The organism is Mesorhizobium sp. M2E.F.Ca.ET.209.01.1.1, from assembly GCF_004010375.2.
Lineage (GTDB): Bacteria > Pseudomonadota > Alphaproteobacteria > Rhizobiales > Rhizobiaceae > Mesorhizobium.
On record NZ_SADP02000002.1, the window covers coordinates 400,951 to 414,312 of the forward strand.

Annotated in this window: 10 protein-coding genes; 2 read left to right on the top strand and 8 right to left on the bottom strand. The window is 63.4% G+C overall.

Annotated features, from left to right (window positions below; all coding sequences use genetic code 11):
- Positions 1-232 precede the first annotated feature (232 nt).
- Positions 233-1,513: a phosphoribosylamine--glycine ligase gene (gene purD / locus EN852_RS05375; protein WP_127867043.1), complete on the top strand. Its 1,281-nt coding sequence runs from the start codon at positions 233-235 to the stop codon at positions 1,511-1,513.
- A gap of 64 nt (positions 1,514-1,577) precedes the next feature.
- On the opposite strand, the gene EN852_RS05380 is transcribed toward purD, so the two are convergent.
- From EN852_RS05380 to EN852_RS05410, 7 genes are all read right to left on the bottom strand, one after another.
- The gene (locus EN852_RS05380) at positions 1,578-2,018 is read right to left on the bottom strand and encodes a hypothetical protein (RefSeq protein WP_127867044.1); all 441 of its coding nucleotides are present in this window, start codon (positions 2,016-2,018) and stop codon (positions 1,578-1,580) included.
- A 65-nt stretch (positions 2,019-2,083) separates the two neighbouring features.
- The gene (locus EN852_RS05385; RefSeq protein WP_127875469.1) at positions 2,084-3,454 is read right to left on the bottom strand and encodes an alpha-glucosidase/alpha-galactosidase; all 1,371 of its coding nucleotides are present in this window, start codon (positions 3,452-3,454) and stop codon (positions 2,084-2,086) included.
- 20 nt (positions 3,455-3,474) lie between these two features.
- A complete protein-coding gene (locus tag EN852_RS05390) occupies positions 3,475-5,145 on the bottom strand; it encodes an ABC transporter ATP-binding protein (protein WP_127875468.1) in 1,671 nt (556 codons plus the stop codon).
- Between the two features lie 10 nt (positions 5,146-5,155).
- Positions 5,156-6,292: an ABC transporter permease gene (locus tag EN852_RS05395; protein WP_127875467.1), complete on the bottom strand. Its 1,137-nt coding sequence runs from the start codon at positions 6,290-6,292 to the stop codon at positions 5,156-5,158.
- Positions 6,293-7,300 carry an ABC transporter permease gene (locus EN852_RS05400; protein ID WP_127875466.1) on the bottom strand — a complete coding sequence of 336 codons (1,008 nt, stop codon included), beginning with the start codon at positions 7,298-7,300 and terminating at the stop codon, positions 6,293-6,295.
- Between the two features lie 113 nt (positions 7,301-7,413).
- Entirely contained in the window at positions 7,414-9,498 is a 2,085-nt protein-coding gene (locus EN852_RS05405; protein WP_127875465.1) for an ABC transporter substrate-binding protein, read from the bottom strand.
- A 95-nt stretch (positions 9,499-9,593) separates the two neighbouring features.
- Positions 9,594-11,060 carry an alpha-glucosidase/alpha-galactosidase gene (locus EN852_RS05410; RefSeq protein ID WP_127875464.1) on the bottom strand — a complete coding sequence of 489 codons (1,467 nt, stop codon included), beginning with the start codon at positions 11,058-11,060 and terminating at the stop codon, positions 9,594-9,596.
- Between the two features lie 248 nt (positions 11,061-11,308).
- Here EN852_RS05410 and EN852_RS05415 point away from each other — a divergent pair, with 248 nt between their 5' ends.
- A complete protein-coding gene (locus EN852_RS05415; RefSeq protein ID WP_127875650.1) occupies positions 11,309-12,151 on the top strand; it encodes an AraC family transcriptional regulator in 843 nt (280 codons plus the stop codon).
- A gap of 24 nt (positions 12,152-12,175) precedes the next feature.
- On the opposite strand, the gene EN852_RS05420 is transcribed toward EN852_RS05415, so the two are convergent.
- On the bottom strand, positions 12,176-13,336 hold the full coding sequence (locus EN852_RS05420; protein WP_127875463.1) for a glycoside hydrolase family 25 protein: 1,161 nt from the start codon (positions 13,334-13,336) through the stop codon (positions 12,176-12,178).
- Positions 13,337-13,362: the final 26 nt, after the last annotated feature.

A 13,362-nucleotide genomic window follows, 5' to 3' on the forward strand; every position in this document is an offset into this window, starting at 1 on the left:
AATTCTGCACCGCAGCGACGCTTCGAAGTCATGGCATGGATTCTATGGTCTGCGCCGCGTCGCTTCGCTCCTTGCTCCGCCATAGAATGACGAGGTTGGGGCGGCTTCGACAGTCCCCGGCGTTTGCGCTGCTTTCCCGTGCGCAATTGCCGCCAAAATGCCAAGACGCCTTGACCCGTCGCCCGCGGACCAATAGCGGGTTCCAAGCAGAGACGATCAGCAAGAGGTGGCCATGAATGTTCTTCTTCTCGGCTCGGGTGGCCGCGAACATGCGCTGGCCTGGAAGCTCTCCGCCTCGCCGCTGCTGACCAAGCTTTATGCCGCGCCCGGCAATCCGGGCATCGGCCGTGTCGCCGAACTGGTGAAGCTCGATGTCGCCGACCATTCCGCGGTCGCCGCCTTCTGCCAGGAAAAGAAGATCGACCTCGTCGTCGTCGGCCCGGAAGGGCCGCTGGTCGCCGGCATATCCGATGATCTGCGCGCCTGGGGCGTCCGCGTCTTCGGCCCCTCCAAGGCGGCGGCCCGGCTCGAGGGCTCGAAGGGCTTCACCAAGGATCTCTGCGCCAAGTTCAACATCCCCACCGCCGCCTATGGCCGCTTCGGCGATCTCGCTTCGGCCAAGGCCTATGTCGAGAAAGTCGGCGCGCCGATCGTCATCAAGGCCGACGGGCTCGCCGCCGGCAAGGGCGTCACCATCGCCATGACGCTGGACGAGGCGAACGCCGCGCTGGAGGCTTGTTTCGACGGCGCCTTCGGCGCGGCCGGCGCCGAGGTTGTGGTCGAGGAATATCTGACCGGCGAGGAGGCGAGCTTCTTTTGCCTGTGCGACGGCGCCACCGCGCTGCCCTTCGGCACCGCGCAGGACCACAAGCGCGTCGGCGACGGCGACACCGGGCCGAACACCGGCGGCATGGGCGCCTATTCGCCGGCCCCGGTGATGACGCCGGAAATGACCGAGCGCACCATGAGCGAGATCATCGAGCCGACCATGCGCGGCATGGCCGAACTCGGCGCGCCCTTCGCCGGCATCCTCTTCGCCGGCCTGATGATCACCGACCAGGGCCCGAAGCTGATCGAGTACAATACCCGCTTCGGCGATCCCGAATGCCAGGTGCTGATGATGCGGCTCAAGGACGACCTGCTCGTGCTGCTCAACTCCGCCGTCGACGGCCAGCTCGCGCATATGTCTATCCGCTGGAGCGACGCCGCGGCATTGACCGTGGTGATGGCGGCGCGCGGCTATCCCGGCACGCCGGAAAAGGGCTCCGTCATCCGCGGTCTCGACCAGGCGGAAGGCGAGGGCGTCCAGGTCTTCCATGCCGGCACCGCCATCAATGGCGGCGCGCTGGTCGCCAATGGCGGTCGCGTGCTCAACGTCACGGCAACTGGCAAGACCGTCGGCGAGGCGCAGGCAAAGGCCTATGCGGCGGTCGACCGTATCGACTGGCCGCAGGGCTTCTGCCGACGCGACATCGGCTGGCAGGCCGTGGCGCGCGAGAAGGCCGGCGGCTGACCCCCCGGGGAAGAAAGGGGTACTCGTCGCTGCAGGTCCTTAGCGGTTTGGCGCGGGCATTTTGCTAGCGATCCCTCAAAAGATACAAGTTGCCAAGGTAACCTGCGCCGACAGTGCCTGCGGCTACCGTGAACAAAAGCGCACCGGCAATCCAATAGATAGCTACTGCTAAACGGCGCTCCTGAAGCGATCCGCCTGCTCTGCGGATTGTTCGGCCGGCCAGCTTGAGAATTCCTACTGCAACGATAGCCGCGACCGCCAAAGGAAGGAGCGCCACGAGCATCTTCGCTGTTGGCGGATGATTGTATACGCCAATGATTGCTTCTCCGAACTGGAATAGAAAGACCGGTACGCCGGTGATTACGCCGCCAAGCGCAAAGTACATCGCCAAGCGCCAGGGCCAGTCTGCAAGCCATCGCTTTCCGTTCAGTTTTTGGACACGATAGTCGAGCGCCCCGAAAACTAGGCTGACAAGCACCCAGAAGGATCCGATCCACCAATTCATCCGGGTGTTCTATCGGTTTGCCGGTTAGCCTGAGATTAAGAGCTCGAAAATCTCGCAGTGGATAGTCAGGCAGCCTTGCTTCTCCCGCCCTTCCGGGCCCAGGCCGGCAGCCAGTCGCCATGCGCGGCGAGCAGGTCGTCGACCAGTGACCAGATCTGGTCGAGGTCGAGTTCGGCCGCGGTGTGCGGATCCATCATCGCTGCGTGGTAGATGTGCTCGCGGTTCTCGCTCATCAGTGCTCGCACCGTCAGTTCCTGCACGTTGATATTGGTGCGGATCAGCGCCGTCAGCTGCGGCGGCAGGTCGCCAATATAGGTCGGCTGGATTCCGGAAGCATCGACAAGGCACGGCACTTCCGCCGCGCAGTCGACGGGAAGCGAGGTGATGCAGCCATTGTTGCGGACATTGCCGTAGATCACCGACGGCTCGCCGGTCCACACCGAGTTCATGATCTCTGAGGCATATTCCCTCGACTGCGCCACCTCGATGCGGTCGGCCGAGCGATAGGCCTCCGCCTGTCCCTTCCAGCGCTCGATCTGCTCGATGCAGCGTTTTGGATATTCGTCGAGCGGAATCCCGTATTTCTCGATCAGGTCGGGCCGCCCGTCCTTGATGAAATAGGGCGTGTACTCGGCGAAATGCTCCGAGCTTTCGGTGACGAAATAGCCGAGCCGGGTGAGCATCTCGTAGCGCACCTTATTCGGGCAGCGGGGGTTCCAGCCAGGTTTCGGCGCGCGGCCTTCGCGATAGGCGCGGACAAGGTCCGGATAGAGGTCGCGATAGGAGCCGTCCGCCTGGCGATGCTCGAACTTGAGATAGAACGCCATGTGGTTGATGCCGGCCGAGCGGTAGCGGATCTCGTCATAGGGAAGGTCGAGGTCGTGCGCCAGCTCCATCGCCGTGCCCTGCACCGAATGGCAGAGCCCGACCTGCTTGATCGTGGGATATTTTTCGGCGATCGCCCAGGTGTTGATCGCCATCGGGTTGACATATTGCAGCATGATCGCCTCCGGGCAGACGGCGAGCATGTCCTCGCAGATCTTCCACAGATGCGGCACGGTTCGTAAGCCCCGCATGATGCCGCCGACGCCGAGCGTGTCGGCGATCGTCTGGCGCAGGCCGTATTTCTTCGGCACCTCGAAATCGGTGACGGTGCAGGGCTCGTAGCCGCCGATCTGGAAGGCGACGACGACGAAGTCGGCGCCTTTCAATGCCTTGCGCTGGTCCGAATAGGTCTCGGCCTTCGCCTTGACGCCGAGCGTCGCGATCAGCTTGTTGACGACGACGGCGCTCTCTTCCAGCCGCTGCGGATTGATGTCCATCAACGCGATCGTCGCGCCCGACAGCGCGGGCCGCTGCAGCACGTCGCCGACGATGTTCTTCATGAACACCGTCGAGCCGGCGCCGATGAACGCGATCCTGGGATTTCTAGCCACTGTAAGCCTCCGGCAGTTTTCTACGCCACCTCGAAAGCGGCCCTGACGAGCCGTTCGGTGTAGGCGGTCTTGGGATTGGAAAGGACCTCGTCGACGGGTCCCTGTTCGACGATCCTGCCGTGCTGCATGACGATGACGCGGTGGCACAGCGCCCGCACCACCTTGAGGTCGTGCGAGATGAAGAGATAGCTCAAGCCGCGCTCGTCCTGCAGCTTGCGCAGCAGGTCGATGATCTGCGCCTGGACGGAAAGGTCCAGCGCCGAAGTCGGCTCGTCGAGCAGGATGAATTCAGGTTCCAGCGCAATCGCCCGCGCGATCGCGATGCGCTGCCGCTGCCCGCCGGAGAATTCATGCGGGAAGCGCGACAGGATGTTGCCCGGCATGCCGGCGCTGGTGAGCGCCTCGCGCACCCGCTCGACCCGCTCGCGCCGCGTCGCGCCCAGTTTGTTGACGACCAGCCCTTCCTCGATGATCTGGCCGATCGTCATGCGCGGATTGAGCGAGGAGAACGGGTCCTGGAAGACGATCTGCATGCGCGAACGCAACGGCCGCATCCCGGCGCGCGACAGGCCCTGGATCGGCTGGCCGTCGAAACGGATTTCGCCGCGCTTGACATCCTGTAATCTAAGCAGCGCCTGGCCGAACGTGGTCTTGCCGGAGCCGGATTCGCCGACCAGCCCCAGCGTCTCATGGCGGCAGAGTTTAAGGCCGAGATCGTCGACCGCGACCAGCTCGCGCCAGTCCGGCTTCAGAAAACTGCCGTGGCGCAGCATGAAGCAGACGCGCACGCTGTTCGCCTCGAGGATGGTGCCGGAACCTTCCGGCAGCGGCTGCGGCCGCCCATGCGGTTCGGAAGCCAGCAGCCGCTGCGTATAGGGATGCTGCGGATTGGCGAAGAGCCGCTCGGTGACGTTGTGCTCGCGCATCTCGCCATGCTGCATGACATAGACATAGTCTGAGAACTTGCGCACCACCGTGAGATCATGAGTGATCAGGATCACCGCCATCTTCAGCTCCTTCTGAAGATTGCGGATCAGGTTGAGGATCTGCGCCTGCACCGTGACGTCGAGCGCGGTCGTGGGCTCGTCGGCGATCAGCACGTCGGGATCGTTGGCCAAGGCCATGGCGATCATCACGCGCTGCCGCTGGCCGCCCGAAAGCTGGTGTGGATATTGCTTGAGCCTTGCCTCCGGCTCGGGGATCTGGACATGCTTGAGGAGTTCCAGCGCGCGCGCCCAAGCCTCCCTGCGGCTCACCTTGCGATGCACCCTGATCGCTTCGACGATCTGGCCGCCGATCGTGTAGATCGGGTTGAGCGAGCTCATCGGCTCCTGGAAGATCATCGAGATGCGGTTGCCGCGCAGCTTGCGCCGGGCGGCCTCGGGGAATTTCAGGATATTCTGCCCGAGATAGTCGACGCTGGAGCGCGGCGATACTGTCGCCCGTCGCGACAACAGCCCCATGACGGTGCGCGCCGTCACCGATTTGCCGGAACCGGATTCGCCGACGATGGCGATGGTTTCGCCGCGATAGAGCTGGAACGAGACGTCCTTCACCGCCTCGACGGTGCCGTGCTCCACCTTGAAGGCGACCTCGATGCTGCGGGCGTCGATGATGGGCTGTTCATGGCGCCCGTCATGGTCGAGCCGGACGGCCGGGGCGAAATTCTCTGCGAGCGCGATTGTCGTCATCCCGGCCACCTCAATACGGATCGACGGCATCGCGCAGGCCGTCGCCCAGCGCGTTGAAGGCAAACACGGTGACCAGCACGAAGCCGACCGGCGACAGGATCCAGGGGTAGGTGCCGATCACCGAATAGGTCGCCGTGTCCTGCAGCATCAACCCCCAGGAGATCAGCGGCGGCTTCACCGCGAAGCCGAGGAAGCCGAGAAAGGCCTCGAGCAGCACCACCGTCGGGATCGCGATCGTCACCGCGACGATCACATGGCTCATCACATTGGGAAAAATGTGCTGCATGATGATGCGCCGGTCGGTGGCGCCGACCGCCATGGCAGCGCGCACATAGTCGATGCGCGCCAGCGCCAGCGTCTTGCCGCGCACCTCCCGCGACATCTGCGCCCAGCCCAGCGCCGACATCACGATGATGACGAAGCCGAGAAAGACATTGGTCGGCGCGGTGACCGGGATCAGCGTCGTCAGCGCGAGATAGAGCGGCAGCTGCGGAAAGGCGAGCACCAGCTCGACGAAGCGCTGCATCCAGATATCGAACTTGCCGCCGAAATAGCCGGAAACCATGCCGACGGTGGTGCCGATCAGCGTGATGATGAAGACCACCGTCAGCGCGATCATCAGCGAAACCCGCGAGCCGTGGATGGCGCGTGAGAGCACGTCGCGGCCGAACTTGTCGGTGCCGAGGAAATGCACCGGCTGGCCGTCCATCGAGGCGAAGAAATGCCGGTCGGCCGGGATCAGCCCGAACAGCCTGTAGGGCGCGCCCTCGACGAAGAAGCCAAGCAGGCGCGGATGATCATAGTCGGGACCGACGATCGGCTGGAAGGTGACCGGATCGAGATCGGCCGAATCGGCCAGTGCATAGACCCGCGGCGGCCAGACGAAATTGCCGTCCTTGTCATGGAAACTCATCACCTGCGGCGGGGCGAAGGCGACATCTGTCGCCTTGGGGTCCATCGGCGCCAGGAAATCCGCGAAGACAGCCATGATCAAAAGCAGCACCACCAGGACCAGCCCGGTCATGCCGGTCCAGGAGCGCTTCAGCCGGCGCCAGACCAGCGCGATGTAGCTCTCATTGCCATGTACCGGTTCGGCGATGGCCACGCCTTCGGCCGGTGGCGGCGGGGAGGGGTCGCGCGCCAGCATCTAGCGCTCTCCGAACTGTCGGATGCGGGGATCGAGCAGCACCAGCAGCAGGTCGGCGATGATGTTGCCGACGATGAGCGTCGCCGACAGCACCATCATGAAAGTGGCCGTCACATAGACGTCGCCCACCGCCATCGAGCCGACGATGGCCGGGCCGACGGTCGGCAGCGCGAAGATGATCGCCGTCTCGATCTCGCCGGTGAGCATATAGGGCAGCACCACGCCCTGATACATCACCAGCGGATGCAGCGCGTTGGGCACGGCGTGCCGCATGACGACGGCACCGCCGGTCAGCCCCTTGGCCTTGGCCGTCTCGACATATTGCATGTTCAGCGTGTCCAGCAGATTGCCGCGCATCACGCGCATGTTGTAGGCGAGGCCGCCGAAGGTCGCGATCGCCACGACCGGCCAGACATGCTTGACCAGGTCGACGAACTTCGCCCACGACCACGGAGCGCCGCCATATTGCGGCGAGAAGAACGAGCCGATCTCCGACACGTTGAACTGGAAGACCAGCAGATAGACGATGATCAGCGCCATCAGGAAGCGCGGCACCGTCATGCCGAGGAACGAGATCGCCGAGAGTGTCGAGTCGATCCAGCTATACTGCCTTGTCGCCGCCCATATGCCGAAGCTGATGCCGAGCACCGAGGCGAGCAGGTGGCACACCAGCGCGAGCAGCAGCGTGCGCGGCAGGCGTTCACCCACCACGTCGGCCACCGGCTTGTTGTAATAGAGGCTGTAGCCGAAATCGCCGCGCGTGATGATGCCGCCGATCCAGTTGAGATACTGGACGGGCAGCGGCTTATCGAGGCCATGCTCGACCCGGTAAGCCTGGGCCTGCGCATCTGCTTCGGCGTAGGATGCGCCGCCCTGGTTGATGAGCTGCGATTTGATGTAGTCGGCATAGTCGCCCGGCGGCGCCTGGATGATGGCGAAGGTGACGAGGCTCAAAATGGCGAAAACCGGAATCGCCGAAGCGATGCGCATAAGCAGGAATCGCAGCATCGGATCGTCCGCCTTCTTGTCTGCCCGCCGCTCCCCTCGGGTGCGTTCGGAGATTTCGCTTGTCCGGCCGCACCGCGGCGCGGCCGGACGTCTCTCGGTCAGGGGAGGTAAGCTTAATCCATCGGTCCCTTATCGCCAGGCTTGCCGGGCAATTCCTTGGGGAACAACTCATACTTTGCCTGCTTGTCCGCCTTGACGAACACGCGCTCGCGGATGATCGAATCCTCGGCCCAGTTGAACATGAAGATCGGCGTGCCTTGCGGAATGTTGGAGAAGCGCTTGTTGACGATCAGCGCGCCCGGATACTCCGTCAGGCCGACATTGTAGACGTTCTCGGTCGAGATCTTCTGGAACTTTCGCATCAGCTCGGCACGCTGGTCGTTGTCCTGCGTCGACACGAACTTGTTGACGATGTCGACGAGGTCCTTCTCGAAGGACATCAGGTCGACCTGGCCGCTTTCCGGCGCGCGATGGTTCCAACTGGTCTTCGGCCCGACCGGCGCCAACTGCTCGGTGTTTTGAACGACGGAGGTGAGCTCGGTTTCGTTTCGCCGGATCAGCCAGTCGAAGCGGCCGGAATATTGTGTGGCATCGCGCTGCGTGCCGTTAAGCCCATTGAGCACGACCCTGAGGCCGAGCTTCTCCATCTGCGCGACCACGCCTTCGGCAAGGCTCTTGTCGGTGGTGTAGTCGTTGTTGACCAGCATCACGATCTCGACGTCGTTGCCGCCGGCGGTGCCGGCCGGGAAGTTCACGATGCCGTCGCCGTCCGTATCCTTGAGACCGGCCTTGGCGAGCGATGCTTTCGCGCCTTCGAGATCGAACGGATAATAGACCGTCGACTTGCGGTCATAGAAGCTGGTGCCGGATGAGAAGCCGCCCGGATAGATGGCGGTGAACGGGCCCTTGACCAGCGAGTCGCCCAGCGCCTTGCGGTCGAGCGCCATGGTGACAGCCTTGCGGAAGTCCTCGTTGCGGTTCAGCTCGCGGATCGCCTGGCCGCGTTCGTCCGGGTTGCCCCAGCCATTGGCGGAGAAGTTCATGCGCAGATTGTAGCCGATCAGGCGCGGGCCGAAGGCGAGGCGTGCGGGTGCGTTCTTGTCAGCCGCGCGTTTCAGCGAGGCGACGAAGTTCTCTGGCTGTTCGAGGTTGGAGAAATCGCCGGAGCCGGCAACAGCCTGCACGTCGCGGTCGGCCCAGGTCGAGAGCTTGTATTGCAACTCGTTGAGATAGGGCAACTGGTTGCCCTTCTCGTCGACCTTCCAATAGTAGGGATTGCGGCGCATGACGATAATGTCGTCCGGCCGGTATTCGACCGGCACCCAGGCGCCCATCACCGGCATGTTCATATATTCCGGCGGGAAGGCGTTCTTGAACTGGTCGTAGGTGTTCTTCGAATATTTCGGATGCTGCGGCTTGAGGATGTGCGACGGGCCGGGGCAGAAAGTGCCATAGGCCATGGCATAGAGATATTGCCGCGGGAATGCCTCCTTGAACGTCCACTCGACCGTGTAGTCGTCGATCTTCTTCAGCGTCGTGCCGACGCCGAAAGTTTCCGGGGTGGCGCCGTTGAGCGGCGAGACGTTCGGATCGACCACCTCGTCGTCCCAGTAGAACATCACGTCGTCGGCGTTGAAGGGCGCGCCGTCGGACCATTTGGCGCCTTCGATCAGATGCATGGTCAGCTTGTGGCCGTCGCTCGACCAGTCCCAGCTCTTGGCGAGGTTGGGCAGCGGCTCGGTATCCTTGGCCTCGACCTGGAACAGCGGCGCCGTGCGCGTCAGGCATTCGGAAAGCCCGATGTCGATGCCGCCCCAGCCTTGCGTCTGGCCGGCGCCGTAGTTCCAGCCTTCCGGCCGGCCGCCGATGACATGGCGCATCGTGTCGCCATAGACGCCGATGCCGTCCGGCATGTTCCCGGTCTTGAAGACCAGCGGCTCCTTCGGCAGCCTGTCCTTCACCGGCGGCAGCTTGCCGGTCTTGACGTATTTCTCCGTCACCCAGTCCGGCTCGTGATATTCGGGCAGCGCCTTGAACTCCAGGATGGAGTCGCGCGCCACATAATGGATCTTGCCTTCGGCCGGGAATGTCGCAGGCTGCGGCGGGATGGTCGGCTCGGAAGCGAAGGCGTTGAGTGCATGGACTGAAACGCCGAGCATCAGCCCGGCGGCAATGCCAGTTCTACGAAAAGTCCTCATAGTCTCCTCCCAGATGTTTGTGGACGTCTGCTGCCCGCCTCTTGTGAATTTCTTGCGGACCTTCCTCCTGCCGACCCGCCTGCTTGCCGACGATCTCAGCCGGCCTGTTTCAGCGCCGCCTTTTCGGCGCGCAATTCCTCGATCGAGCGCACGCTGCGGCGTGCGGCGCCCGCCCATTCGCGGGTCTTGACCTTCGATTTCGAAAGCCGCTCCTTTGCTGCCGGAACGGCGTGCGCATATTGCGGCAGCCATGCGGCTTCAGCGACCACCATCTCGTCCACCATTTGCCAGACCTCTTCCGGCGTCGACACGGCGCCGACCAGCGGATCGTGCAGCACGGCGAGTTTCAACAGGTCGATGTCGCCGGCGATCGCCGCATGCACCGACATGCGCTGCACGTTGATCGAGGCCATGCAGGTGGCCGCGCAGGCCTCCGGCAGCGTGATGCCAGCCGCCATGTTGATGCCGAAACGGTCGACGAAGCCGGGCGATTCGATAATCGCGTCCTGCGGCAGGTTGGTGATCACGCCGTTATTCTTGACGTTGAAGTGACCGCGATAGACGCGGTTCGTTTCCAGCGCCTCGAGGATATGGCTGGCATGCTCGTTGGAGCGTTTTGCCGGGTCGATCGGCTTCGACGCCGCTTCGAGGAATTGCGGATATTCGGTCTCGAACCAGTTGCGGGTCTCGGTCGAGTAGCGCAGGTAGCCGCCGGTCTCGCCATGAATCCAGTCGGACATGTCGATCCAGCGCGTGATCTCGTCGGGGCGCTTGCGGTACCAGGGGAGGTATTCGGACAGGTGGCCGTTGCTTTCGGTGGAGTAGACGCCGAAGCGCTTCAACACGTCGATCCTGAGCTTTTCCTGCTTCGAATAGACCGGGTGCGCCTCGAAGGCGGCGACCAGTTCGTCCTTGCCGATCGGCCGGCCGTTCAGCTTGAGCTCGATGAACCAGGTCTGGTGGTTGATGCCGGAGCAGACATAGTCGAGCTCCTTGGGCGACTTCGCGCCGAGCACCTGGGCGATCTGTTCGGCGCCGTGCTGCACGCCGTGGCAGAGGCCAACCGTGTCCACCTTGCCGTACTCGATCGCCGCCCAGGTGTTCATCGCCATCGGGTTGGCATAGTTGAGGAATTTCGCGCCGGTTGCGGCGACCTCGCGAATGTCTTTGCAGAAGTCCAGGATCACCGGAATGTTGCGCTGGCCGTAGAGGATGCCGCCGGCGCAGATCGTATCGCCGACGCATTGGTCGATGCCGTATTTCAGCGGAATGCGAATGTCGTCGGCATAGGCCTCCAGCCCGCCGACGCGCACGCAGCTGATGATGTAACGCGCGCCCTCCAGCGCCTCGCGGCGGTTCGTGGTCGCCGTAACTTTGGTCGGCAACTTGTTCGCCTCGACGATCCGGTCGAGGATCGCCTTGATCATCCCGAGATTGTGCTCGCTGAGGTCGGTCAGCGCGAATTCGATGTCCTGGAATTCAGGCACGCACAGAATGTCGGTGAACAGCTTCTTGGTGAATCCGACGCTGCCCGCGCCTATAATAGCGATTTTGAAGCTCATCACCTCACCTCGATCCAACTGAATGCCAGGCAAGGAGCAACAAAGGAGGATTTGGGCCACGCGCCATCGCGCATCAGCCACTCAAAGCCGGAAAACCCGGCTCTTTCTCCTCCCGCCCGCTCCTCGACCGCGGGTCTTTCGCGTTCTGAGAAGTTGGATTATGCCCTTATTGGCGGGCACCGCCAGAGAAGGATTATGCTTTCGAGGGTAATTTTGTGCTGCGTGACCTGATCGCCAATGGGGAGCTGATGCGGACGATTTCGCTGCCGCGCGGGCGCCAGCGGCTGCACGCCATGCCGACAAGCACCGGCTACGAGGTGCGCGAGGAAGAAACCTACGACTGGGATGGAAGAAAGCGTGGCCAGACCCCGTTCACGGTGCTCCAGCATACAATCAGCGGCACTGGGCAGCTGCGCTACGAGAACCGCAACTACCGCCTGCAGGCGAACGACACGCTGCTGGTCCTGGTGCCGCACAACCATCGCTACTGGCTGGCTAAGGGCGACCGCTGGGAATATTTCTGGATCTCAATGAATGGCGAGGAGGCGCTGCGCATCCACAAGTCGATCCTCAGCGTCTCCGGCCCGGTGTTCCGGCTGCAGCCGGCGACCATCGATCACCTTGCCGATTGCAGCCTGCGGCTCATCAAGGGAGCGGCTTCGCCCGGCGCGGCGTCGGCGATCGCCTATGAGGCGGCGATGGCGCTTTACGACGACGTCTTCGGCTCGCCGGCCTTCACGGAGAAGCAGAGCGCCATGCAGCCGGTCATCGACCACATCAACGCCAATCTCGACAAGCCGCTGCCGGTGGCGGAACTGGTGGAGATCAGCGGCCTCAGCCGCGCCCACTTCTCGCGCTGCTTCGCCGAGAGCGAAGGGCTGCCCCCGGCGGAATTCGTGCTGCAGCAGCGGCTGCAGCGGGCGGCGAAGCTGCTCACCAATGCAGACTTCCTGCCGGTCAAGGAGGTCGCGGTGCTGTGCGGGTTCGAGGACGCGAACTACTTCTCCAAGGTCTTTCGCCGTTGCTACGGCATCAACCCGACGCAGTTCCGCACCACCGGCATGTATGCGAGCCTCGGCAACCATCGCTGATGGCTTCAATGCTTTTGGAAGAGGTCAGTGTTTGGCGCTGTCTAGCGCCGTCGAGGCGGTGCTGACCGGATCGGCGGCGGCAAAGGCCGCGTCGATCTGTTCTGGTGTGCGCTGCTCGGTCCGCTTCCAGGCGACATATTGCACGATGCCGAAGCTCGGGCGCTGGGGCACCGTCTTCACCACCGGCATGCGGAACCCGTCGCGGAATTTCTCCCAGCGCGCGCCGAGCACGGCGACCATTTCCTCGACGGTCGGCGGCGTCGCCACATCGGCATAGGTGATCGTCACCTTGCCGGCGAGGGCTCTTTCGCGCGGGACCGGCACCGGGATCGAAGCGAGATAGTCGGCCGGCACGTCAAGCAGTCCGCCAGAGGCCCATTGCCGGCGCAGATCATCGGCGCTCATCGGCGCCACGCTGACATCGATGTCGTTGGGCGTGCCGGGCACGCGGTAGGGGCAGCGGAAATGGCCGCAATTGGCCTGCGCCGAGAATTGCCACAGCGCATAGCCCTGCCAGTTGCCCATCGGGAAATGCACATCGATGTCCGGCTTGTAGCGCGCGTACCAGAGCGGCAGCCTGGACAGCAGCCGATAGGTGTAACGGTTGTCGGCGATGTACTGGGCGGTCTTGCCGTTGACATAGAGCACCGGGAACCGGCCGACGCGGCGATGCACCTGGCGCACGAATTCCTCGGCGTCCTCCAGCGACATCCATTGCGTCGCATCGATGCCTTCGATGTCGAGGGCCATCAGCTCATCCGGCGCCGGTTCGGCGAAATCGATGAAATTGTTGGCCTGCTCGACCGGGTTGCCGGGGCGGGCCAGGTGATAGGCGCCCCATTTGAGGCCGAGCGCCTTGGCCACCACCTTGCGCGTCTGGAACAATTCGCGCGTCACCGCGTAGCGCTTCCACTGCGCCTTGCAGAGTTTGACGTCGGCCTCGGCGCCGAAGCAGAAATAGGGCGGCGGCAGCCCGTCGGACGCCTTGTTGATGAAGCCGGCGACGCGCTTGTCGGTGACAAGCTGCTGCCAGTCGATCGAATTGTACTCATAGGCGTCGATCACCAGCGGGCGGTCGGCATTCTTCCACGGCTCGGAGAAATCCGAGGCCTTTGCCGCCGTGCCCAGCACTATCGCCGCAGCGATCAGCGCCAGGCGGCGAAGAGGGCGCGCCGGCTTTTTCAATCAGGGTGTCCCCACTGACCAGGGAA

Excerpts from the sequence above, each read along its gene's own strand:
- purD (WP_127867043.1), top strand. The coding sequence starts at position 233 with ATGAATGTTCTTCTTCTCGGCTCGGGTGGCCGCGAACATGCGCTGGCC.
- EN852_RS05380 (WP_127867044.1), bottom strand. The coding sequence starts at position 2,018 with ATGAATTGGTGGATCGGATCCTTCTGGGTGCTTGTCAGCCTAGTTTTC.
- EN852_RS05390 (WP_127875468.1), bottom strand. The coding sequence starts at position 5,145 with ATGACGACAATCGCGCTCGCAGAGAATTTCGCCCCGGCCGTCCGGCTC.
- EN852_RS05395 (WP_127875467.1), bottom strand. The coding sequence starts at position 6,292 with ATGCTGGCGCGCGACCCCTCCCCGCCGCCACCGGCCGAAGGCGTGGCC.
- EN852_RS05400 (WP_127875466.1), bottom strand. The coding sequence starts at position 7,300 with ATGCTGCGATTCCTGCTTATGCGCATCGCTTCGGCGATTCCGGTTTTC.
- EN852_RS05405 (WP_127875465.1), bottom strand. The coding sequence starts at position 9,498 with ATGAGGACTTTTCGTAGAACTGGCATTGCCGCCGGGCTGATGCTCGGC.
- EN852_RS05410 (WP_127875464.1), bottom strand. The coding sequence starts at position 11,060 with ATGAGCTTCAAAATCGCTATTATAGGCGCGGGCAGCGTCGGATTCACC.
- EN852_RS05415 (WP_127875650.1), top strand. The coding sequence starts at position 11,309 with ATGCGGACGATTTCGCTGCCGCGCGGGCGCCAGCGGCTGCACGCCATG.